Annotated in this window: 19 protein-coding genes and 1 riboswitch; of the genes, 6 read left to right on the forward strand and 13 right to left on the reverse strand. The window is 70.8% G+C overall.

Annotated elements, in window-relative coordinates:
* Positions 1-15: 15 nt before the first annotated feature.
* On the reverse strand, positions 16-372 hold the full coding sequence (locus HH310_RS10265) for a hypothetical protein (protein WP_169175220.1): 357 nt from the start codon (positions 370-372) through the stop codon (positions 16-18).
* Between HH310_RS10265 and HH310_RS10270 the strand changes: the two genes are divergently transcribed.
* Entirely contained in the window at positions 371-763 is a 393-nt protein-coding gene (locus HH310_RS10270) for an SCO5389 family protein (RefSeq protein ID WP_169175221.1), read from the forward strand. The genes HH310_RS10265 and HH310_RS10270 overlap by 2 nt on opposite strands.
* Positions 764-1,628: 865 nt before the next feature.
* On the opposite strand, the gene HH310_RS10275 is transcribed toward HH310_RS10270, so the two are convergent.
* The 3 genes from HH310_RS10275 to HH310_RS10285 form a co-directional block, all read right to left on the reverse strand.
* Complete coding sequence (locus tag HH310_RS10275) at positions 1,629-2,756, reverse strand: tetratricopeptide repeat protein (RefSeq protein WP_169175222.1); 1,128 nt, start codon at positions 2,754-2,756, stop codon at positions 1,629-1,631.
* Positions 2,753-4,108: an AAA family ATPase gene (locus tag HH310_RS10280; RefSeq protein WP_169175223.1), complete on the reverse strand. Its 1,356-nt coding sequence runs from the start codon at positions 4,106-4,108 to the stop codon at positions 2,753-2,755. The genes HH310_RS10275 and HH310_RS10280 overlap by 4 nt, the downstream gene beginning before the upstream one ends.
* 82 nt (positions 4,109-4,190) lie before the next feature.
* Positions 4,191-5,264, reverse strand: coding sequence for an epoxide hydrolase family protein (locus tag HH310_RS10285; protein ID WP_169175224.1), 1,074 nt, complete (start codon positions 5,262-5,264; stop codon positions 4,191-4,193).
* A gap of 53 nt (positions 5,265-5,317) precedes the next feature.
* On the opposite strand from HH310_RS10285, the gene HH310_RS10290 reads away from it, so the two are divergent.
* A complete protein-coding gene (locus HH310_RS10290; protein ID WP_169175225.1) occupies positions 5,318-5,815 on the forward strand; it encodes a MarR family transcriptional regulator in 498 nt (165 codons plus the stop codon).
* Here HH310_RS10290 and HH310_RS10295 read toward each other — a convergent pair.
* The 3 genes from HH310_RS10295 to HH310_RS10305 form a co-directional block, all read right to left on the reverse strand.
* Entirely contained in the window at positions 5,777-6,772 is a 996-nt protein-coding gene (locus tag HH310_RS10295; RefSeq protein WP_169175226.1) for an NlpC/P60 family protein, read from the reverse strand. The two genes, HH310_RS10290 and HH310_RS10295, sit on opposite strands and share 39 nt — an antisense overlap.
* A 14-nt stretch (positions 6,773-6,786) precedes the next feature.
* Positions 6,787-6,926, reverse strand: a riboswitch (cyclic di-AMP (ydaO/yuaA leader).
* Positions 6,927-7,050: 124 nt separating this feature from the next.
* A complete protein-coding gene (locus HH310_RS10300) occupies positions 7,051-7,959 on the reverse strand; it encodes a M56 family metallopeptidase (protein WP_169175227.1) in 909 nt (302 codons plus the stop codon).
* Complete coding sequence (locus HH310_RS10305; protein ID WP_169175228.1) at positions 7,956-8,306, reverse strand: BlaI/MecI/CopY family transcriptional regulator; 351 nt, start codon at positions 8,304-8,306, stop codon at positions 7,956-7,958. Before HH310_RS10305 ends, HH310_RS10300 begins: the two co-directional genes overlap by 4 nt.
* Positions 8,307-8,384: 78 nt before the next feature.
* Between HH310_RS10305 and HH310_RS10310 the strand changes: the two genes are divergently transcribed.
* From HH310_RS10310 to cydC, 3 genes are read left to right on the forward strand one after another with little or no spacing between them, the layout of a single operon-like run.
* Positions 8,385-9,746, forward strand: a complete 1,362-nt coding sequence (locus tag HH310_RS10310; RefSeq protein ID WP_169175229.1) for a cytochrome ubiquinol oxidase subunit I — start codon at positions 8,385-8,387, stop codon at positions 9,744-9,746.
* 10 nt (positions 9,747-9,756) lie between these two features.
* On the forward strand, positions 9,757-10,737 hold the full coding sequence (gene cydB, locus HH310_RS10315; RefSeq protein WP_169175230.1) for a cytochrome d ubiquinol oxidase subunit II: 981 nt from the start codon (positions 9,757-9,759) through the stop codon (positions 10,735-10,737).
* Positions 10,734-14,339 (forward strand): thiol reductant ABC exporter subunit CydC, encoded by a 3,606-nt coding sequence (gene cydC / locus HH310_RS10320; RefSeq protein WP_169175231.1) that lies wholly within the window; start codon positions 10,734-10,736, stop codon positions 14,337-14,339. The genes cydB and cydC overlap by 4 nt, the downstream gene beginning before the upstream one ends.
* Here cydC and HH310_RS10325 read toward each other — a convergent pair.
* Positions 14,332-15,303, reverse strand: coding sequence for an aldo/keto reductase (locus tag HH310_RS10325; RefSeq protein ID WP_248293868.1), 972 nt, complete (start codon positions 15,301-15,303; stop codon positions 14,332-14,334). The two genes, cydC and HH310_RS10325, sit on opposite strands and share 8 nt — an antisense overlap.
* Positions 15,304-15,410: 107 nt before the next feature.
* Positions 15,411-16,577, reverse strand: coding sequence for an acetyl-CoA C-acyltransferase (locus HH310_RS10330; protein ID WP_169175233.1), 1,167 nt, complete (start codon positions 16,575-16,577; stop codon positions 15,411-15,413).
* Between the two features lie 372 nt (positions 16,578-16,949).
* Here HH310_RS10330 and HH310_RS10335 point away from each other — a divergent pair, with 372 nt between their 5' ends.
* Positions 16,950-17,501: a TetR/AcrR family transcriptional regulator gene (locus HH310_RS10335; protein ID WP_169175234.1), complete on the forward strand. Its 552-nt coding sequence runs from the start codon at positions 16,950-16,952 to the stop codon at positions 17,499-17,501.
* A 999-nt stretch (positions 17,502-18,500) separates the two neighbouring features.
* Here the strand turns inward: HH310_RS10335 and surE are convergent.
* The 4 genes from surE to HH310_RS10355 form a co-directional block, all read right to left on the reverse strand.
* Complete coding sequence (gene surE, locus HH310_RS10340; RefSeq protein ID WP_169175235.1) at positions 18,501-19,277, reverse strand: 5'/3'-nucleotidase SurE; 777 nt, start codon at positions 19,275-19,277, stop codon at positions 18,501-18,503.
* A 28-nt stretch (positions 19,278-19,305) separates the two neighbouring features.
* Entirely contained in the window at positions 19,306-21,003 is a 1,698-nt protein-coding gene (locus HH310_RS10345) for an EAL domain-containing protein (RefSeq protein WP_312033946.1), read from the reverse strand.
* A 70-nt stretch (positions 21,004-21,073) separates the two neighbouring features.
* On the reverse strand, positions 21,074-22,561 hold the full coding sequence (locus HH310_RS10350; protein WP_211191979.1) for a CehA/McbA family metallohydrolase: 1,488 nt from the start codon (positions 22,559-22,561) through the stop codon (positions 21,074-21,076).
* Positions 22,562-22,600: 39 nt separating this feature from the next.
* The gene (locus tag HH310_RS10355; RefSeq protein ID WP_169175237.1) at positions 22,601-22,900 is read right to left on the reverse strand and encodes a hypothetical protein; all 300 of its coding nucleotides are present in this window, start codon (positions 22,898-22,900) and stop codon (positions 22,601-22,603) included.
* Between the last annotated feature and the right edge of the window lie 36 nt (positions 22,901-22,936).

Consider the following 22,936-nt stretch of genomic DNA (forward strand, 5'->3'; position numbering starts at 1 on the left):
GGGTGACGTCACTTGCTAACGAAAATCATTTCCAACAGGATGAACCGCGTCGAAACGAATCAGTTTGTCGGTAACGACCGGGTTGTCGGCGGCGGCCAGGTTGTCGGCGGCGGCCGGGTTGTCGGTAACAGCCCGGTTGTCGGTAACAGCCCGGTTGTCGGTAACGGCCAGGTTGTCGCGGACGGCCAGGTTGTCACGGACGGCCAGGTTGTCGCGGACGGCCGAGTTGTCACCGGCAGCCGGGCGTTGCGGACAGCCCAGCTGTCGCCGACGCCGAGTTGTCGCTGACGGCTGGGTGTCGCCGACAGCCCAGTTGTCGCTTACAGCCGGGTGTCGCCGACAGCCGGTCGCTCCTGTTGGAAGGAAACGCATGTCTCTGAACGTCTCGTCTGACCTGCTGGCCATCGCCGAGCGGGGCGATGTCACCGATGAAGAGTTCGTCGCCTGCGTGCGGGAATCTCTCCCGTACGCCTGGGACGTCGTCAGCACCGTGATGACCTCGCTGCACGCGTCCGCCGGCGACTTCGCTGATCACGAGGTGCCACCGCCGTCCGAGGTGGAACGCGGGCAACTCCTGCGCGCGCTCGCCAGCGACGCGATCCGGGGCGGGCTGGAGCGGCACTTCGGGGCCAAGCTCGCATTCCAGAACTGCCACCGGGTGGCGGCGTTCGACTTCGGCGCGGTCGGCGGCGAGCGGTACCAGCGTTTCGTCTCGCCGCGCGGGCAGCTGCTGAACCAGTCGCCGGAACTGCGCAACTGCTGAACCCGCGTCATCGCCGCCGTCGAGGCCTCCGGTCTGTGGCCCGGCAAGGCGGCTCGGAATCGCGCAGGCCTAAGTGTGCCCGCCGGCGATTGCCGGCGCCGGCGGGCACCGGCGGGCACCGGCAGGCACCAGCAGGCACCAGCAGGCACCGGCAGGCACCGGCAGGCACTGCGCCTACCAGCGGGCATCGGGGGGCATTCCCGCCTTGTGGGACAACGTGGCCACATCGTGGACTTTTTGCGAACCTTGGAGAGTTGCGCCCACATACGAGCCATAACTCTCCAAGGTTCACATCTGGCCGGGAAAACCAGCGGTGCGAAAGCCGCATTACCGGGCAAAAATTACTCCACAATGGACGGGAATCCCACATCGCGGACGCCGGGTCCAGGACGTGGTCGCCGGTCTCAGTATGCGGCCGCGAGTCCCACGAAATGGAACCGGCGCGGGTCACTCGCCGACTCCAGCGGCTCAGCGACCAAGCCGATCCACCCTGATAAACTGAAATGTCGGATATGTGCGGCGGGAGTCGAGGGCATGGCGGTTTCTTGCCGCTGCGCCGACCGCACCACAGATGCGGACCGGGCAACAGACACCGACCGCCCGACCCGATCGGCGCAGGCTCCAATCCGCACGCGCTCCAGTCCGCGCGGGCACCAATCCGCACACGCACCAATCCGCACACGCACCAATCCGCACACGCACCAATCCGCACGGGCACCAATCCGCACGCGCCCCAGTCCGCGCGGGCACCAATCCGCGCCGCCCCAGTCTGGGTCGGGCTTCGGGTCTCCCCCGCCGCGAACTGCATCGGCGTCCGCGGCAGCGCCCGCCACCACCGTGCTGGCGCCCACGGACCGGCGTCCCCCTATTCGCCCCGGCGCCCGTCGGCCGTCCAGGCCTCGCGTAACTCCCGCTTCGTGGTGCGCCACCACTCGCGGAGCTCGCCCGCCAAGCCGAGCAAAGCGGGCCTCATCCCGGGATCGTCCAAGCCCGCGCCCACCATCTCGACCAGCCCCAACGCCCACAGCACCGGCACCGCGCCCAGCGCCACCACGGCCAGCACCCACCACCCCGATGACGCAAACGCGATCAGCGCCCCCACCGCCACGATCACCAACACGAGCGACGCCACCGACGCGCTGCGCATCAACCGCGGCAGCAGGCGCAGGCATCGCCACGGAAGCCTCCCAGCGGGGACCAGCACCCGCGCGGCGAAGCCGATCATCACGGCGGCGAGCACTGCCGACACGTACCGCGCGAACGTATCCACCTGCGGCCACCACCAATGGCCCACCGCCAGCAGGAAACACACGGCCACCGCCCCGACGGCCAAGCCGCGTCGCAGGCCGCTCAGCACGCCGCGGATCGGCCAGGTCATCGCGATGATGTCCGGGGCCGCGGGACGGTCGCGGGCCACCTCCCGCAACGCCCGCATCGACTTGCGGACCCGCAGACGCTCGGCGTCGAGCATGGCGAGCAACCAGCGGCCGTACGCGTTGCCGGGGTCCAGCGCCAACGCGGCCTGGACAGCTTCCAGGGCGGCCTCGCGATGGCCGGCCGCGCGTTCCACGTCGGCGACCGTGAGCAAGACCGCGACCGAGCGCGGCGCCAGCGACAAACCCTGCCGGGCGGCGTCCCGGGCGGCCGGCAACGAACGGGCCGCGACGAGGGCCCGGGCCAGGACGAGATGGCCGCCCGGCCACGACGGGTCCAACGTCACCGCCGTCGTCGCCGCGTCCACCGCCTCGCGCGAGCGGATCAGCAGGATCAGGCTCTCGGCCCGCTCGACGTGACCGGCGGATCGTCGCGGGTTCGCCGCCACCGCAGCCGATGCCGCCGCCAACGCCGCCGGATAGTCGTGCCGGGCGCGCAAAATCGACGCCAGCAAGGCCAGCAGAGCCGCGTCCGAAGGATAGGCGGCCAGCGACTCCCGGACGCTGCGTTCCGCCTCCTCGTAGCGGCCGACCTCGAGCAGCCGCTCGGCCGGGTTCATCGCATCTTGCGCTTCTTCAGGTACGCGGCGAGGTCGTCGTACTCGCCGCTCTCGTTGGCGAACATCGCGACGTTGCGGGCCGTCGCGAACCAGCCGTCCGTGGAGGGGCGTACGTCGCGTACGGCGGAAAGCATGTCCTGCTGTGAGATCATGCGCACCTCACCGGTGGCGATCGAGTCACGCATCGCGAACTCCGCGGCAGTCTCGCAGACGTGCGCGAGATCGGCACCCGAGTAATTGTCGGTGGCGTCGGCGATCTTACCGAGGTCGATGCCGGCGACCGGGCGGTCCCGCAGGTGGTATTCGAGGATCGCGGCCCGGGCGGGCTTGTCCGGCGGCAGGACCAGCACGGTGCGGTCGAGCCGGCCCGGACGCCGCAGCGCCGCGTCGATATCCCACGGCGCGTTGGTGGCGGCCAGCACGAAGACGCCGTCGTTGTTGCCGTCGACCCCGTCGAGCTCGGTGAGCAGCTGGTTCACGACCGTACGCATGGAGGACGAGTTGAGCTGGCTGCGCTTGTGACCGAGCGCGTCGATCTCGTCGAGGAACAGCACGCACGGCGCGTGGCCGCGGGCCGACTCGAACAGGTCGTGCAGGTTGCGCTCGGAGCTGCCCACCCACATGTTGAGCACGTCGGTGATGGACAGCGAGATGAACGACGCGCCCATCTCCCCCGCGACGGCGCGCGCCAGGAACGTCTTGCCGCATCCGGGCGGTCCGTACAGGAGCAGGCCACCCCGCAGGCTCTTGCCGAACAGCGTACGCAATTGGGGGTTGCGCAGCGGCCCCAGAAAGGAGATCTCGAGCCGTTTTTTGACCTCGTCCATGCCACCGACGTCGGCCAGCGTCACCGTGGACGTCTCGACATCAAAGGCACGATCGTCATTTCCCCGTACGCGGTCAGGTTCGTCACCCGCCTTCGCAAACCGCGGCGGCACGATGTCCCCGAGATCCTCCTCGAGGGCAGCCCAGTCGAACGAGGGGCCGTCGGGGGTGGACGCCCCAGGCGACGGCGGCCCGGCAGGCGAGCCCGGCCCGGCAGGCGAGCCCGGCCCGGCAGGCGAGCCAGGCGCAGACGAGCCAGGCGCAGACGAGCCAGGCGCAGACGAGCCAGGCGCAGTCGAGCCGGCCGCACCCGCAGCAGAGTCACCAGGGCTAAGCGCAGCCGTCATCAACTGCCGCGCCGCCTCGTTCGACGGCTCGCGCGCCAGCACCTGCGCCGCATGCCCGACCGCCTCACCCCCGCGCCCGGCTCCGACCAGCAGCTCGGCCAGGTGCAGCCGCAGCGGCAGATCATCGGGCCGGGCCTCAACCGCGGCGGTCAAGCTGTCGATCAGCGGCGAGTCGCTCATGGAAGGAAATTATGCCCGCGCCACGCGAGCCCCGTTCAGCGCAGCCCGGCGAAGCCGGCCCACCCCAGCGAAGCCAGCCGAATCAGCTCAACCCCGCGAAGAACGCCGTCACATCGTCGGCCAGCAGCCCCGGCACCTCCAGCGCCGCGAAGTGCCCACCCCGCGGAAACTCGCTCCACCGGCGGATGTCGTGGCGCTCCTCGACGAACGGCCGGATCGACTGGGTGATGTCGCACGGCAGCACCGCCACCCCGAGCGGCGCCGGGCACGGCAACGGCCCGCTGCCCAATCCGGTCTCCTTGACCAGCCGGGCCGCCGATCCGAACGTCTGGGTCGCCCAATACACCATCACGTCGGTGAGGATCGCCTCGTCGGGGACCGGCGTCGACGGATCCGCCCACATCGTGAACTTCTCCGCGAGGAAAGCCAGCATTCCGGCGGGTGAGTCGTTCATGGCGTACGCAAGCGTCTGTGGGGTGGAAGCGAACAAAACCTGGTGCGGATGCCGATGGGCTGCGAGCCGCCGGGTCTGTTCGAGGCGTTCCTGGTCGGTGGGCGAGAGCGGCGAGCGGGGCGTCCCCATGCTGGGCAGGTAGTTCACGTGCACGCCCAGCACCGCCTCCGGGGCCACCGACGCGAGCAGCCGCGAGATCCCGGACCCGAAGTCGCCGCCCTGCGCGCCGTAGCGGGTGTATCCGAGCGACTCCATCAACGCCGCCCAAGCCTGGGCGACCCGCGGGACGCTCCACCCGGCCGCCGACGTGGGACCGGAGAAGCCGAACCCGGGTATCGACGGGACGACCAGATGAAAATGCTCCGACAGTAACGGGATGACCTGCTGAAACTCCACGACGGACCCGGGCCAGCCATGGGTGAGGAGCAACGGCAGCGCGGACGGGGACGACGACCGCACATGCACGAAGTGGACGTCCTGCCCGTCGATCCGGGTCACGAACTGCGGGTAGGCGTTCAGCGCGGCCTCCGCCCCGCGCCAGTCGAACTCCGCCCACATCGAGGCGAGCGACTTCACCCGCGCCAGCGGAATCCCGTAGTCCCACCCGGCGTCGGGCAGCTCGGACGGCCATCGGGTGGACCCCAACCGGCGGCGGAGGTCATCAAGCAACGCCTGCGGCACACGTACGGTGAATTCGTTCATGCGACTAACGTTAGCCGCACTAACGTTAGTCGCGCAAATGTTAGGATGGCCGCGTGGATCGACTTCCGAGCTGGCTGCTGACCCAGACCGCCGCGCACGCGCACCGCCTGGTCTCGGCGGGCTTCGCCGAGGCCGGCGCCCGGGGCTACCACTTGCGCCTGCTCGACTCGCTCGCCGAGCAAGGCCCGGCCAGCCAGGCGGATCTGGGGCGCCGCACCGGCATCCACCTGAGCGACATGGTCGCCGCCCTCAACGAGCTCGAGGCGGACGGCTACGTGGCCCGCGCGCCGGATCCGGCGGACCGCCGGCGCAACGTCATCACGGTCACCACCGAGGGCCGTCAACGCCGCGACGACCTGGCGACGACCGCGACACGGATCCAGGACGAGCTGCTCGAGCCACTCACGACGGACGAGCGCGAGCAACTGGCCGCGACCCTGCGCAAGCTGCTGAGGCACCACAACGAAAAGGCCGCCGGGGATGAACCCCGGCGGCCTTCCGCGATCAGCCGATCAGCCTGGCCGGACGATGGCCGAGATGGCGCCCGGTGAGTCGATCGGGGCCATCCGGACGTGATCGCCCGTGTGCGGCGCGTGCACCATCATCCCGCCGCCGATGGCGATGGCGACGTGATGGAGGTTGCCGGGTTCGTAGAAGATGAGGTCACCGGGTTTGATGTCGGCCCGGCTCACTCTCCTGCCCTCATTGATCTGGTCACCGGTGAAGTGCTCGAGATGAACACCTTCCGGGGCCCACGCCGCCGCGGTCAGACCCGAGCAGTCGTAACTTCTCGGTCCCACGGCACCGAAGACATAGGGCTTGCCGACCAGCGAGCAGGCCTTCTGCGCGGCCCGGCCGCCCGGGTCGTTGGTGTACGTGACCGGGCACGGTCCGGTCTTCAACGGCCCATCGTCCACACCCGATGCGCCGTACGCCTGGATCCGGAGCTTCTGGAGCGCGTCGATCTTTTTCTGGATCGCCGTCTTCTTCGTCGCCAGATCCTTGTCGCGGGCTGCGATGGACTGGGTCAGGGTGTCAAGGTCGGCCTTGGTAGCGGCGTACTTGTCACGAAGCGCGGCGACTCCGGCGATCTGGAGCTGCTGGTGCTTGGCCAGCTGATCGAGGTACATCAGCTTGTCGGTCAGCCCGGTGGGCGAACCGCTCACCAGCATGGCGTTGAACGCGTTCGGCGCGCCCTGCATGTACGCGTCGGTGGCCAGGCCACGCACCTGCGACAGGGCGACATCCACCTGTACCTGCAGCGGCGTGATCTGCGCGTTCAGTTTCTTCTGCTGAGCCTGGTTCTTGATCAGCTTGTTGTGCGTGTCGTTGTACTGCTCGATGACCGGCTCGAGTTCGTTCCACTGCTTGTCGATCTGCGCCTCGACACTGGATGGCGAGGGAACCGCGTACGCAACGGTGGGTCCGGTGACAACGATCCCGACCGCGGCGATTGCGCAGAGGAGGCTGCGCAGAACTGTGGCGCGTCGCGCCCCAATCCTTTTCACGTAGGTGCGTTGTCCTTTCTTCCGTCAGGCCGCCGACCGGGTTAGCTGACGGGTTCGGACGGGAAGCGCGTCCGGCCGTGGTTACGCACGGCTTCACCCCAGTTACACGGATCCCCGGTACGCCGCTGGCACGGCGATTAGGCGTGGTCCGCCAGGTACGGCCGGGTTGGACGATGGGGGGCTGCCGGACCGGAAGACACCGTACTCCCGATCAACGTCATAACTGAAGCCAGACGCGGACGGAAAACTACCCGCTTACCCGCTTTCACGGAGCGTCACTAAAATGGCCAGTAGTTGAGGGCCTCATCGAGCCAGGGCACCACGAGGACTACTGTCGGTAGCACCAGGATGGCTCCCGCGATGATCACAGAGACGACCGTCAAGGTGACGGACGGTGTGTGCGACACGGCGAGCCGATCAAGCCGGCGACGGCGGTCCTCGCCCTCGGAAACCGCCACCTCCTCGGTCAGCGGCACGGCGTCGGTGAGGCGCTCGATGGCCGTCCGCAACGGACCGGCCCCGCAGCGTCGCCGTGCCCCGTCGTCGGACACCATTTCCAGCATCAGCCGTACGGCGTCGAGCGGTCGCCGGCTGCGCAACGGACGCGGCACCGCTTGATAGAAGGCGGTGAACGACTCCATCACCACGTCGTGCCGGTGTCGCAAGTGGACCTGTTCGTGCGCGACAACCGCATCGACCTGCCCCCGGTCGAGCACCTTCAGCGCACCGTCGCTGAGTACCACCCGCGGTTCGCGGCCGGGCACGCAATAGGCCAGCGGCAACGCGCCGTCCAGCACGCGAAGCTGATCCGAGCCGCCCAGCGCCCGGCTCGCCTCCACCCGGTCGAGCAGGTCCACGAGCGTACGGTGGCGTTGGCGGCGAACCCGGGAGCGCTTGCTCACGCCGTACAGGGAAATGAGCAGACGCGCGACGATCAGCGCGGCCACCGCCAGGGATCCACTGAGCGCGGCCGCCATGACCAGCTTGCCGGAGCCGATGGCCTGGGTGAATTCCTGCGGCGCCGCGAAGACCACGCCGAGCGCCGAGAGCACCGCGGCCAGCGTGATCGCCTGCCACAGCACGATGGCGCCGGCGGGCGCCCGGTCGGGCCAGCGCGCCGCCGCGAGCGGACCCGGCACCACCAGCGAGAGCAGCAACCCCAGCAGGCCGAGGTACAGCGCGGTCACGGCGCCTTGCGCGATGCTTCGATGGCGGCGGCCAGCGCGGCCGGGGACAACTGCCCGACGAAGTACGCCAGGGCGGCGTCCTGGTCCGGGCTGGCACTCAGGGCGTCGAGCATCAGGGCGGCGGTCATCTCCTCGCGGGACTGCGCCGGGGCGTACCGGTAAGCACGCTCCTCCTTGGAACGCGTCACGACGCCCTTCTTCGCCAGGCGGTCGAGGACGGTCATCACCGTCGTGTACGCCAGGTCGCGGTCACGGTTGAGCCGCTCGTGCACCTGGCGCACGGTCAGCGGTTCCGCCGACTCCCATAACTGCGTCATGACCTCGCGTTCCAGGTCGCCCAGTGCCATGCGACACAGTCTACTGCACGGCGTCGTACTACGCGTCGTAGTATCTACTACGAAGTGTCGTAGACGAGGGGCGATGGCATGGATGTGCTCGACCTGACCCGCCTGCAGTTCGCGGTGGTGACCATCTATCACTACTTCTTCGTGCCGCTGTCGATCAGCCTCGCGGCCACCGCCGCCGGCCTGCAGATCGCCTGGCTGCGCACGAAGAAGGACCAATACCTCCACCTGACCAAGTTCGTCGGCAAGTTACTGATCATCACGTTCGCGGTCGGCGTGGTCACCGGGCTGGTGCAGGAGTTCCAGTTCGGGATGGGGTGGAGCGCTTTCGCCAAGTTCTACGGCGACGTGTTCGGCCCCACGCTCGCGGTCGAAGGCATGCTCGCGTTCTTCCTGGAAGCGACATTTCTGGCATTGTGGTATTTCGGGTGGGACCGCCTTCCGCGCCTGGTCCACACCGCGACCATCGTGATCGTCGCGATCGGCACCACGATCTCGGCGTTCGTGATCCTGGCCGGCAACTCCTTCATGCAAAACCCGGTCGCGTACGCCATGGATCCGTCGACCGGCCGCGCCCGGCTCACGTCGTTCACCGATCTGCTGCTGAACAAGGTGAACATGGCCGCGTTCCCGCACACGCTCGCCGGGGCCGCGATGGTCGGCGGGGCGCTGCTGATGGGCATCGGCGTGTGGCGGCTGCGGGCCGACGACGGGTTCCGCGTGCTCGCCCGCCTCGGCGCCTGGATCACCGCGGTGGGCGGCGCGGCCGTCGCGATCACCGGCGACACGCTCGGCAAGACCATCACCGAGGTCAACCCGATGAAGATCGCCGCGGCCGAGGCGCTCTACCACACCACCGCGAGCGCGCCGTTCTCGATCGTCGCCAGTGGCCCGCCGCTACCGTCGTTCGCGATCAAGATCCCGTGGCTGCTGTCCTTCCTGGCCACCGGCTCGCCCACCGCCACGGTCCAGGGCATCGACAATCTCCAGCAGCAGTACGCGGCGACGTACGGTCCCGGCTCGTACATCCCGATGGTCCCGGTCGCCTTCTGGACCTTCCGCCTGATGATCGGCATCGGCACGCTGGCGGCCCTGGTCGCCGTCCTCTATCTCTGGCGTACGCGCAAGGGCCGCACCGCCCCGCGCTGGCTGACCCGGTGGCTGCCGCTGATCCCGCTGCTGCCCGCCGCCGCGAACACGTTCGGCTGGGTCTTCACCGAGACCGCGCGCCAGCCGTGGCTCGCGTTCGGCCTGGTCAAGACCGCGGACGGCATCTCCCCCGGGCTGACCAGCGCCGAGGTGATCGCGTCGCTGATCGGGTTCGCCGTGGTGTACGGGGTGCTCGCCGTCCTCTGGCTCAAGCTGGTGCGCCACACGTCGAACCAGCCGCTGACTCCCACCGCAGCGCCGGTCGCCGCGCCGGAACCCGTACCGGTCTACTGAGGGGTTGCTCATGATCAACTTCTGGTTCTCGATCGTCGTGCTCGCCTGGGTGCTGTTCTTCGTCCTCGAGGGCTTCGACTTCGGCGTCGGCATCCTCGGCCCGCTGCTCGGCCGCGACGACCACGAGCGCGGCGCCGCCCTCACCACGATCGGCCCGTTCTGGGACGGCAACGAGGTGTGGCTGGTCGCCGCGATCGGCGCCACCTTCGCGGCCTTCCCCGCCTGGTACGCCGCCTTGCTCTCCGGCCTTTACCTCCCGGTCGCGGCCCTCCTTCTCCTGCTTGCCGTACGCGGCGTAGCACTCGAATTCCGCGGCAAGCGCGACAGCCGGCGGTGGCGGCGGGGCGCCGAGGTGGCGACCGCGGTGAGCTCGGCCGGGATCGTGGCGTTGTGGGGCGCACTGCTCGCGGTGTTCGTCCGCGGGCTGGCGCTGGACTCGACCGGCTCGGTGATGGGACACGGGCTCTCCCGCAGCCTCTCCCCACTCTGGACGACATCCTCGCTGCTCGGCGCGCTGGGGGCGTTGCTCGCCGCGGTGCTGCTCGGGTCCACTTTCCTGTCGCTGCGCACGAGCGGCCCGGTCCGGCGCCGGGCGCGGTCGCTGGCCCGCTGGTCCGGAACGGTCGGCGCGATCGCCCTGCTGGTCGTCGGCGTCGCCGTGCTGTCGAAGTACGCGCTGATCGCGGCCCTGGTCGCCTTCGTGGTCGCCACCCTCGCCCGGGTCGGCCGTGAGGGGCTGGCGTTCGCGCTGACCGGGCTCGGCGTCGCCGGCTCGGTGGTCGCGGTCTTCACCGCCCACGGCTCGGTGGTGCTGCCCAGCACCCTGAACCCGGCCTGGTCCCTGACGATGTCCGGCGCGGCGGCGTCCTCCTCGTCGCTGGGCCTGATCACCGCCGTCGGGGTGGTCGTGCTGCCCGGCGTCGTGGCGTACCAGGTCTTCTCCTACTGGGTCTTCCGCCGCCGGGTCGCCAGTGAGCGGGTGTCGTCGTGAAGGGTCCGCTCGACCCCCGGTTGCTCCGGCACGCGCGCAGCAGCCGGCCCGGCATCGCGTTGCTGGCGGTCCTCGGTGGCGGGCAGGCGCTGGCGACGCTGGCCGTGGCGGTCGCGCTGACCGCGATCGTGGTGGGGCGGCACGGGTGGGCGGTCGCGCTGGTCGGTGGTGCGTTCGTCGTGCGGGCTTTGCTGTCCTGGGCCTCCGAGGTCGTCGCCCAGCGCACGGCTGCCAAGGTCACCGGGGAGCTGCGCGGCAAGATGCTCCGGGCGGTGCTGCGGCGCGGCCCGGCATGGGCTTCCGCGTACGGCACCGGACGCCTCGCCGCGACCCTGACGTCCGGGCTGGACGCGCTGCGCCCGTGGTTCGGCAGCTTCCTGCCGTCGCTCATCCTCGGGGTCGCGCTGCCACCCTTGGTGATCGTGGCGATCGCGCTGGTCGACCCCGGCTCCGGTTTGATCGCCCTGATCACGCTGCCGCTGATCCCGGTGATGGGCGCGCTGATCGGCTGGGCCACCCAGGCGCGGGCGCGCCAGCGCTGGCAGGCCGACGCCCGGCTGGCGGGCCACTTCCTCGACGTGGTCCGCGGCCTCCCGACGCTGCGCGTGTTCGGCCGCGCGTCGCGCCAGACCGAGGTGATAGCCGACCTGACCGACCAGCACCGCTCGGCAACCCTGCGCGTCCTGCGCGTGGCCTTCCTGTCGTCGACGGCGCTGGACCTGGTGGGGACGCTCTCGGTCGGCTTGATCGCGGTCGAGGTGGGTCTGAGGGTGGCGGCCGGGCACCTGGCGCTGGCCCCGGCGCTGCTGGTGATCCTGCTGGCGCCGGAGGCGTATCGGCCGTTGCGCGAGATGGCGGCGCGCTACCACGCCTCGGCAAACGCCAACGCGGTAATAGCCGACGTAGACGAAATCCTCACCGCAAGCGTCGCCACGCTTACGGCGCCGTCCCCCCAGCCGCCCGCGCCGCCCGCCGCCTCGCCCACCTGGTCACAGCCGCCCGCCCGGCCACAGCCCACCTCGCGCCCGGCTCAACCCCCGATCAACCCGCCCGACATTTCGGAAATGTCGGGCGGAACCCCTGGGCAGCCAGCTCGCGGCGAACGCGGAGACCAAGCCACCGCCCTGCAGCGTGGAACCTTGGCCGGGCCGGCGCAGCCGGGGATCGTGGCGTCCGGGATTCGGGTGCGTTACGCCGGCGCCGGCGTCGACGCGCTGCGGCTTTCCGAGCTCGTGGTGCGTGGTGGCGAGATCGTGGCGCTGCGTGGGCCGTCGGGGGCGGGCAAGACGACGGCGCTTCGCGTGCTCGCCGGGATCCAGCCCGCCGACGAGGGCACCTTCGCGGTGGAGGCGCCTCTCTATCTGCCGCAGCAGCCCACGCTGCCGCACGCGCGGAAGGTCGCCGACCTCTTCGAACCCGGGACGCCCGACAGCGAGATCGACGCTGCGCTGACGGCGGTCGGGCTCTCCGGCGCCGGAACCGCAGCCAGCCGCGCCAGGGCCGAAACCACAGCCGATCGCGCCGGGGCGGACGTCACGGCCGGCACCGCCCTCGGCGAGCACGGCGCGGGTGTGTCCGCCGGGCAGCGGCACCGGCTGGCGCTCGCCGCTCTGCTGCACCGGGCCGGGCACGCGCCCACGACCCTCCTGCTCGACGAACCGACCGCTCACCTCGACGCGGCCACCGAGGAACTCGTCATCGAGCGCCTGCGGGCCGCCGCGACGGCGGGCAGCGCGATCCTCGTCGTTGCTCACCGGCCGGCCCTCCTCCAGGCCGCCGACCGAATTGTCCAGGTTGTCCCGCCGGGAGGTGGTCCGGAAGCAGGGATCACTATGGCGCCCGGCCCGGATGAGACCCGGCCGCTCAACGGCGGACCCGAGCTCGACAAACCGGCCGCCACGTCTCGGCTGACCGAAGCACCAGCCGCCACGTCTCGGCTGACCGAAACACCAGCCGCCACGTCTCGGCTGACCGAAACACCAGCCGCCACGTCTCGGCTGACCGGACACCGCCCGCACCCCTGGGCCGCCGTCGCCCTCGGCAGCTCCTCGTCTCTCGCGGGCCTCGTCCTCACCGGCGCGGCGGCCTGGCTCCTCGTGCGCGCTTCCGCCATGCCGCCCGTCCTCACGCTCTCCATCGCGGTCGTCGTGGTGCGGGGCAGTGCCGTCGCCCGCCCGCTCCTGCGCTACGTCGAACGCCTCATTTCGCACGACGTCGCGTTTGCCAAGCTCGGGGCCCGCCGGGCGCGGATCTACAGCGCGCTCGTCCCCCGCGTCCCCGGCCCCCGGCTGCACCGGCGCGGCGACCTGCTGACCCGCGTGGTGGACGACGTGGACGCCCAGGTCGACGGGCTGCTGCGGGGACGCCTCCCACGGCTCGCCACCGTCGTCACCGTCATCGTCGCCACCGCCGCCGCCCTTGCGATCTCGCCCACGGCCGCTCCCGCCCTTGCCGTCGGGCTCCTGCTGTCGGCGGTCGTCGCGCCCGCGCTCGCCGCCCGGCAAGCAGCCCGCGCGGACGAAGCCACCGGTGCCGCCCGCGCCCGGTTGCGCGACGCCGTGGTGGAAACTATCGACGGGCTCGAGGATTTGGCGGGGCGGGCCGACGGCGTACCGGCAAGGCGAAGCCAAGACCTGGAGGCTCGCGAAGCGAAAGCCGCCTCGGCTGCCGGACGGGCCATCGCGCTCGCGCATCTCGGCTGGGGTGTCGCGGTGGCCGGGACCGCGCTGGCGCTGCACGGACCGGCTCCGGAGTGGGCGGCCGTGCTGCTGCTGGCGGTGGTCGCGCTGGGTGAGCCGATCCTGGCGCTGCCGGACGCGGCCGTGGCGAGGCAGCGCGCCGCCGGGGCCGACAACCGCATCGACGCGTTGACCGCCGACCCGCCGTCCGCGACGTTCCCGGTCGACAGCCCCACATCGACGTTCCCGACGTACGGGCTCGCACCGACGAACGGCGTGGACCTGCGCATCAAGGACCTCGACGCCGGCTGGGCCCGACCGGTGCTCACCGGCTTCGACCTCGACCTTCCGAAAGGCTCCAAGGTCGCCGTCACCGGCCGCTCCGGCTCGGGCAAGTCCACCCTGGCCGCCGTCGCCGCCCGCCTCCTCGACCCGCTCAAGGGCACTGTCGAGATCGACGGCGCCGACATCACGCTGCTGCCGGAAGCCACCATCCGCGGCCGCGTCGTCCTGGTCGGCGACGACACCGGCCACATCTTCGCGTCGACCGTCCGGGAGAACCTGCGCCTCGCCCACCCCACCGCGACCGACGAGGAACTGATCAAAACCCTTTCCCGCGTACGCCTCGGCTCCTGGCTCACCGCCCTCCCGCACGGCCTGGACACGTGGCTGGGCAGTGGCGGCACCACCATGTCCGGCGGTCAGGCGCGCCGCTTCGCGGTGGCCCGGGCCCTGCTCGCCGATCCGGGACTGCTGATCCTGGACGAGCCGACCGAGGGACTCGACGCCGACGTGGCCGAGGCGCTGATGGCCGACCTGCTCGACGCCGCGGACGGGCGTACGGTGCTGATGCTGACGCACCGCAGCGAGGGCCTGGACCGGGTCGACCGGATCCTGACCCTCGACGCGGTGGGTGTCAGCTGATGTCGGGGACGCGCCCGGCCGGGTAACGCTCGCCGCGCACCGAGCCGGCCGGCACCGCGCCTTCGATGGCGGCCAGGTCCTCGGCGCTCAGCTCGGTGCGGAGCGTGCCCAGCGCCTCGGTGAGCAGCTCGCGGCGGCGGGCGCCGACCACCGGCACGATGTCGTCGCCGCGGCTGAGGACCCAGGCGATGGCGGCCTGCGCCACCGTGACGCCCAGCTTTTCCGCGACGACCCGCAGCGCCTCGACCAGCTCCAGGTTGTGGCGCACGTTCTCGCCCTGGAACCGCGGGATGCGCGCGCGCATATCGTCCGCCTCCAGCGGGCGGTCCGCCTGCCACTGCCCGGACAGCAAACCCCGGCCCAGCACCGCGTACGCCGTGACACCGATGCCCAGCTCGCGCGCCAGCGGCAGCAGTTCCGCCTCGATGTCGCGGGTGAACAGCGAATACTCCACCTGCAGGTTGGTGATCGGGTGCACCGCGTGGGCCCGGCGCAGCACGGCCGGCCCCACTTCGGACAGGCCGATGTGCCGCACGTGGCCGGCCTTCACCATCTCGGCCATCGCGCCCACGGTGTCCTCGATCGGCACCTGCGGATCGAGCCGGGACGGCCGGTACACGTCGATGTAGTCGGTGCCGAGCCGCCGCAGGCTGTAGGCCAGGAAGTTCTTGACCGAGGCCGGCCGGGCGTCGTGGCCGATCCACGCGCCGTCCACGTCGCGCACGTTGCCGAACTTCACGTCGAGGACGACGTTCTCCCGGTGCCGGCCGCGGAGCGCGTCGCGGACCAGCATCTCGTTGCCGCCGGCGCTGTAGAAGTCGGCGGTGTCCAGCAGGGTCACCCCGGCGTCGACCGCGGCTTGCACGGTGAGAACCGACTCGGCCTCGTCGGCCGTCCCGTACAGGTCGGCCATGCCCATCAGTCCGAGGCCGAGCGCGGACACGCGCGGCCCGTCGGCCCCCATCGAACGAAACTCCATAAAGCCCCCAAGATCATCGTCGACTCCCGCCGACGCTCGTTAGCCAAGCTAACCGCCCTGGAGGCATTCGTAATGTGAGGTTCGCTGCAGTATCAGAGCCTTTCGATGACGGTGGCGTTCGCGGTGCCGCCTGCCTCACACATCACCTGAAGACCGTAACGTCCGCCGGTACGTTCGAGCACGGACAGTAACGTCGTGGCCAGCCGCGCCCCGCTCGCTCCCAGCGGGTGCCCGATCGCGAGCGCGCCGCCGTCCACGTTGACCTTCGCCGGGTCGGCGCCGGTCTCCGCCTGCCAGGCCAGCACGACCGGGGCGAAGGCTTCGTTCACCTCGAACGCGTCGATGTCGCCGACGGACAGACCGGCCCGGGCCAGGACTTTCGCGGTCGCCGGAATGATGCCGGTGAGCATCATGATCGGATCGTCGCCGACCGCGGTGGCGGTGTGGATGCGAGCCCTCGGCCGCCAGCCGTGCCGCGCGGCGGTCTCGCTCGTCGTGATCAGCACCGCCGCGGCGCCGTCGTTGACCGGACTGGAGTTACCCGCCGTGATCTTCCAGTCGATCAGACCGAAGCGCAGGTCCCACCGCTGATCCTCGAAGGCGGTACGTAACCCGGACAGGGCCTGGACGCTGGTCCCCGGCCGGATCGACTCGTCCGTCCGCAGGTCGGTGACCCGGGTGATCTGCCCGTCGAAGAAGCCCTGCCGCCACGCCCCGGCCGCCTTCGCATGGCTGTGCGCCGCGAATTCGTCGAGTTCGGCACGGCTGAACCCCCACTTACGGGCGATCAGCTCGGCCGCCACACCCTGCGGGATCAGCCCGCCCGGATACCTGTTCTCCAGCCCCGGTCCGCCGACGAACGCCTCCTGCCGGGCACTGCCGATCGGCACGCGCGACATCGACTCGGCACCGGAGGCGATCACGATCTCGTACGCCCCGGCCACGACACCCTGCGCGGCAAAGCTGATCGCCTGCTGGCTGCTACCGCACTGCCGGTCCACGGTGGTGCCGGGCACCGCCTCGGGAAAGCCGGCGGTCAGCACGGCGAGCCGGGTGGCGTTGGTGCTCTGCTCACCGATCGCGGTGACGGTCCCGCCGATGACGTCGTCGACCTCGGCCGGGTCCAGCCCGGTGCGCTCGGCCAGCGCACGCAGCACGTGTGCGTGCAGGTCGACGGGGTGGATCCCGTGGTAGGCGCCGTTGGGCTTGCCCTTGGCGACCGGCGTACGCACGGCGTCGACGATGACCGCGTCCCGCATGGTGATGTCTCCTTCTGGGGGTTTTGTCCGCTTCTCGCCGCGCCGAAAATATGCCGCGTGAGCGACCGAACTGTGCCGCGTGAGCGACCGAACTGTGCCGCGTGAGCGACCGAACTGTGCGCGCTGCCGTTCCTGGTCCTGGCCGTGTGGCTGGGCCGCGTGAGCGACCGAACTGTGCCCGCTGCCGTTCCTGGTCCTGGCCGTGTGGCTGGGCCGCGTGAGCGACCGGGATCGACACCGGGGCATGCCGTGGTCGCATCTGACGTGACACCCGCGTACCGACGCTTTCGGACCGCTCGGTCCGATACTGCCTGCCGCACGGCATCGCGGTCAATGGCTGGCGGACCGCTCGGTCCGTTAAACTTCTCACCCATGGCACGCCCGCCCGACATCTCCGGCCGCGACCGCATCCTGCGCACCGCGAGCCGCCTCTTCTACCTCGACGGCGTCCGAGCCGTCGGGATGGCGCAGATCATCGAGGCCGCGGGCTGCGGCAAGAACATGCTGTACCGCCACTTCCCCAGCAAGGCCGACCTGGCCGCCGCCTACCTGACCGCCACCCGCGAGCGCCGCGAGCGCGAAGTCGCGTCCGCGCTGGCGGCCGCCCCGGACAACCCGAAGGACCGCCTGGTGGCGCTGGTCGCCGAGGTGGCCGCCCGAGTCAGCGACGCCGACTACCGGGGTTGCGCCTTCCGCAACTACTTGACCGAGTTCCCCCTCGACGACGACGCCCCGGCTCGCGTGGCCCGCACCTTCATCCGCGACAACCGGGCCCAGGTGGACGCCCTGGCCGACCCACCGCTGTCCGACCGGATCTGGCTGCTGATCGACGCCCTCTACGGCAAGACCCACACCGACCCGCAGGTCGCCGTCGCCTGGGCCCGCGAGCTAGCCGGCCGGCCGGACCGCGCCCCAGAGACCTGATGAATCAGAGGCAACGGCGCAGATCGACTTGCCGCCGGCGCCATGACTGTTCAGCTGGTTCGGTCGGCCGGGAGGTCCCCGTGCGAGGCGACGCCGCCAGACCCGGACAGGTCCCAGCTCCCCACAGTGGCCGCCCTGCCCGGGTGTGGGGAGTCGCGACGCCGGGGAGGCCGCGGTTCCCCACACCGCAGCCACCCCCACCCAGGCGTGGGCACTCGCGACGCCGGGAAGGCCGCGGTTCCCCACACCGCAGCCACCCCCACCCAGGCGTGGGCACTCGCGACGCCGGGAAGGCCGCGGTTCCCCACACCACAGCCACCCCCACCCAGGCGTGGGCACCCGCCAGCACCGGAAGGTCCCGGCTCCCCACAGCGACGGTCCGCGCAGGTCCGCCGCGCAAGGCTGACTCATCGCAGGGTGAGCGGCGCGAGAAACAGCTGAACACTTACGCTGTACGGCACTCGCGGCCACATTGTGGTCACGGGGTCCGCAATGTGAGACGAGGGCCCACAATGGAGCGTCTTTCCTACACTTTTGCGGCTTTTGCTCCGACGCTTTTCCCGCTGTTTCGTGGACCTTGGAGATTACGGCTCGCATATGGGCGGTGGGTGCAACTCTCCAAGGTCTCCAGAAACCCAGAATGTGGACGGGATCGCCACATAGTGGGACCGATGGACGAGGCACACGTCGACCTGCAGACGTGTACGGCTCGTTTCTCATCCCGGCAGCCGATGTCGGCGGGTCGCCGGCCGCGGGTCGCCAATGCCGAGTCAACGGCCGAGCGTGCGGAGCCAACGACCGCCAACGCCGAGCCAGCGGTCGAGGATGCGGATCGCAGATCGCGTGTTGCGGATCGCGGATGCGGATCGCGTGTTGCTCGTCGAAGCTGCGGACTGCGGGGGCTCGACCCGCGCGGCATCCGAGTCTCGACCGTGCCCTGCCTCGCCGACGGCAACGACGCGGCCGGACCCCGGCCCCAAGCGCGAGCCCGAAACGTCTCTAGGCCGGCGAGCGCTGCTCCGGAATCCGCACGGACGGCGCCTCGGCCGGCGGGCGCAGCGCCGTCACCGTCGCATAGCCCTCGGCCAGCAGCGCCAGGTCCGTACCAGGGATCAACGGCTCGCCCACCCGCTCGGCGGTCATCCGGACAAAGCCCTCACCCTGCTCGGCCACCGCCATCTGGGCCTGGCCGAACTCGGCCAGCGTCGCCTGCCGCAACCCGCGCACCGGCAGACGGTCCGGCACGTTCAGATTCAGCACCGTCGCGGGCGGCGCCGCGGCCAGCCAGTCCAGCAGCGCGACCGCCTGCTCCGCGGCGGCGTCCCAGTGCAGCACCGAATCGTCCGGCACGGTAAGACTGCCGTCGGCCGCGAGCACGTCCAGCGACACCGCGAGCGCCCGTAGCCCCTGGTACGCGGCGGTCAGCGCGGCCCCGACGGTGCCCGAGTGCAGCACCGCGTTGCCGGCGTTCGCGCCCCGGTTGATGCCGGAGAGCACCAGCGCGGGCGGCGGGCCGAAAACCCCGAGACCCCCCAGGACAACGATGTACGCCGGGGACCCCGCGACCGCGTACACGGGAAATTTGTCGGATTTTCGCCGTTGGACGTCGACGCGGCCGTCCACCGTGACCGCGGTGAACGAGGCGCTCATCCCGCTCTGTTCCTCGCGCGGGGCCGCCACCACCACATCGAAGCCGGCGTCGGAGGCCGCCGACGCCAGCGCTGCGAGACCGGGCGCGTCCACCCCGTCGTCGTTTGTCACCAGAACCCGGGTCATGGGTCCAGTGATACCCGTCAAAGCGTGTTCAGGCCACCGCCGCGGCTTCCGAGAACGGAAGCGTGTCCGGCGGGACCGGGCGGCCGAAGTGGTAGCCCTGCAGCACGTCGAAGCCGGCCGCGGTGAGGATGGCCGCCGTCGACTCGTCCTCGACGCCCTCGGCCACCAGGGTCAGCCGCAGGCCCTTGGCCATCCGGGCGACCGCCTCGACGATGGTGCGTTCGCGGACGTGGTGGATGCGGTGCACGAACGCGCGGTCCAGTTTCAGCTCGTCCAGCGGCAGCCGGGTCAGCAACGCCAGCGACGTGTTGCCGGTGCCGAAATCGTCCATCGCGACGCGTACGCCCAAGGATCGGACCTGACGCAGCAGCTCGGCGCTGTAGTCGGGCCGGGTCATCACGGCGCTCTCGGTGATCTCCACGATCAGCGACTCGGCCGGCAGGCCGTGCTCGGCGAGCAGCCCGGCGATCACCGTGACGATGCGGTCCTGGGCGAGCACCGGGGCCGGCAGGTTCACCGCGACCGGGATCTGGAGACCGCGGCGATGCCAGTGCGCGGCCTGCGCGATCGCGTCGGTCAGCACCCGGTCGGTCAGCGCCACGATCACGTCGGAGCGTTCCGCGTCCGGGATGAAGGCGGCCGGTGGCAGCAGGCCGTGCCGCGGGTGCTGCCAGCGGACCAGCGCCTCCACCGAGGTGATCCGGCCGGTGCCGGCCTCGACCAGCGGCTGGTAGTGCAGCACGAGCTGCCCCTGCTCGATGGCCGGGCGCAGCTCGGACTGCAGCAGCAGGTCGATGCCCTGCCCGGCGGCCAGCTCGGTGCGCCACACCTCCACCGCCGTGCGGTGCCGCTTCGCCACGTACATCGCCGTGTCGGCGCGGGCGAGCAACGCGGTCAGCGAACGACGGCCGGCCGCGGTGCGCGCGACCCCGGCCGACGCCTCCACCGTGATCGGCACCCCGGCGATCGTGAACGGGCCCTGGATGGCGTCCAGCAGATCGCGGGCGACCTGCTCGAGGTGCTCGTCGGAGCCGTCGCCGAGATCGTCGAGCAGGACCACGAACTCGTCGCCGCCGAAGCGGAACGCGGTGTGCCCGGACAGCGCCGCGGCGACCTGGCGCAGCAGTTCGTCGCCGCGCCCGTGGCCGAGCGAGTCGTTGATCTCCTTGAACCTGTCCAGGTCGATGAGGATCAGCGCCACCTGCTTGTCGGCGTCGAGCAGCGACTCGGCCACCTCGGTGAGCTTGCGGCGGTTGCCCAGGCCGGTGAGCCCGTCGGTGAAGGCGAGCGTCTCGTACCCGCTGCTGAGGTATTCGACCAGCGGCCCGATCGGGGCCAGCCCGAGACGGCCGTCGCCGAGCGTGACCACGATCGGCGCGCCGCGGCAGACGTCGGGGCGGGACAGCCCGGCGCGGGCGGCGTCGTCCCACGCGGTGCCGGCGGGCAGGACCAGCGCCGGCTCGCGCAGGATCTGCTTGGCCGGCCGGCGCGAGAGCACGGCCCGGCCGTAGCCGAGCCGGCCCGCGAGGATCATTTCCAGGTACGGGCGATCGAGCACGTACAGGTGGTCGCCGTCGGAGGCGATCAGGCCCGGTGACTCGGGGTCGGCACGGATCATCGCCTCGATGTCGCCGACGCCGGTTGCTGCGCCGACCACCGCGACTTCCACGGCAAGGTCGCCGAGGACGCGGGTGTCCGGCATCAGCACCTCCCTGTCCGCCGCCACGTGATCAGTCGAGCTGAGCGGCCAGCCTACGTCAGCCTCCCGTCCGCCAACGAACTCCCGTACCAAGAATTCATTTGCCCCCGTGCCTCGTCGCGCCGAGGAAAATCGGGTTGGTGAAGGCGACCATGGTGTCCGGGGTGGTCGTGGTGGCCACCGGGCGGCGCACCTCGAGGCGTACGTAAGCGGCATTTTGGGGTGTAGTGGTCCAGGTGACCTTGCCGTCGGCGGGCAGCGGCACGTTCACCCGCATGCCGGCGTCGGTGACCAAACGCACAGTGGCACCCGGCTCGCCGGTGACGGTGACGTCGACGCGCAGCTGCTCGTCCGGCGCCGCGTCGAGCCGCTCACCGATACCTGCTTGGCGACGCAAGGTCGACGCCGTGAAGGTCAGGTTCACCTTGGCCGACTCGGCGATCCACGACCGGCCCGCCCGCACGGCCGCCAGGATCGACTTCTTCTCGAGGTCGTCGGCGTACACGACGGTGTGCGGCAGGCCGATGACCGCGGGCTCGCTGTGCGCGTCGCTGTCGCCGACCGCGGGCACGAACTGGCCGGCCGCGATCATCGCGTCCCACATGGCGAGCACGGCCTCGTCCTGGGCGTTCCACGTCGAGTTCCAGACCTCGATCGCGTCCAGCCCGGCGTACCCGAACTTCCAGCCGCAGCCGACGCACGTGTCCTGGGGGTGTGCCGCCACCGCGAGCGCCCCGGTCTGGTGGATCTCGGAGACGAACTTGGGCAGCTCCCGGTCGATCGAGCGGTATCGCCAGTCGATCCAGGTGCCGGCCGGCAGGCCGAGCACCGTGTAGTGGCCGTTGCGGGTGGTGACCTCCTCACCGTCGATGATCAGCAGGTCCGGACCGGCGAACTCGCCCCACACGCCGGAAGCGCTGGACGTGTTGTGCTCGGTGGAGACGATGTAGTCCAGTCCGGCCGCGCGCGCCCCGGCCGCGACCTCCGAGGGCAGCCGCTTGCCGTCCGAGTGCACGGTGTGCAGGTGCATGTCGCCGCGGTACCAGGCCTTGCCGCGCCCGGTCGCCCGGCGCGGCGCGTGGTTCGGCACGAAGGCCGGCCCGTCCGCGCCGTACGTCAGCGTGACCGTGACGTTCCAGTTCAGGCCCTGCGGCGCGACCGTGTAAGGCCCGACGATGATGTGGTGGGTGCCCGCCTTGATCGGCCCGGGTAGGTAGCCCGTCGAGGCGTCCGAGTTACTCAGCGTGAACGAGGTCTTGGCGCCGCCGGACCAGCCCCGGAAACCCCGGTCGTTGCCCAGCTCGATGCCGCTCTCGTCGAAGTAGCCGATGTCCAGCGCGTTGCCGTTGGTGCCGGCCGGGACCGGCGGCTTGTCATAGGTGTAGGCCACGGTCACCCGGTTCACGCCGCGCGGGATCTGCAGCGGGATGTACACCCAGTCCGGGGCACCGTACTTGATCGTGCCGCTCAGCGTGCGCGTCTCGGTGCCGCCGGGCGCCGCCTCGGCGAAGCTCACCGGGTCGAGCGTGACGCTGGTGGCGCCGGCGACGGCCGCGCCGATCAAAAGGTTGCGTCGATTGATCATCGCCATATGCTGACCAATGCACGTGAAGGGAGCGTTGCGTCAGTCGTCGATCGGGGTGAGCGAGAGGTAGCGCTTGCCGATCACATGGCGTACGCCCCGGGACCGCACCACCAGCCGCACGGTCGCCCCCGGCCCGAGATGCACCGGCACCTCCGCGCTTCCGGTCCAGTCCAGCCGGGCCCGCACCACGTGCCGGCCGGGCTGCAGGGCCAGCGACAACTCGTGCCCGGAGCGGACGACGCCCTTGGGTTCGCCATCGACGATGATCTCGTACGCCCGGGCGCGGTCGATCCCGGTCGCGCCGGGCCGTTCCACCCGCAGGGTTGCGATGACCGTCATACCCTCGATGGTTCCATCCGCCGTCGATCCGCGCAT

It is taken from the genome of Actinoplanes sp. TBRC 11911, assembly GCF_012933445.1.
In the GTDB taxonomy this organism is placed as follows: Bacteria; Actinomycetota; Actinomycetes; order Mycobacteriales; family Micromonosporaceae; genus Actinoplanes.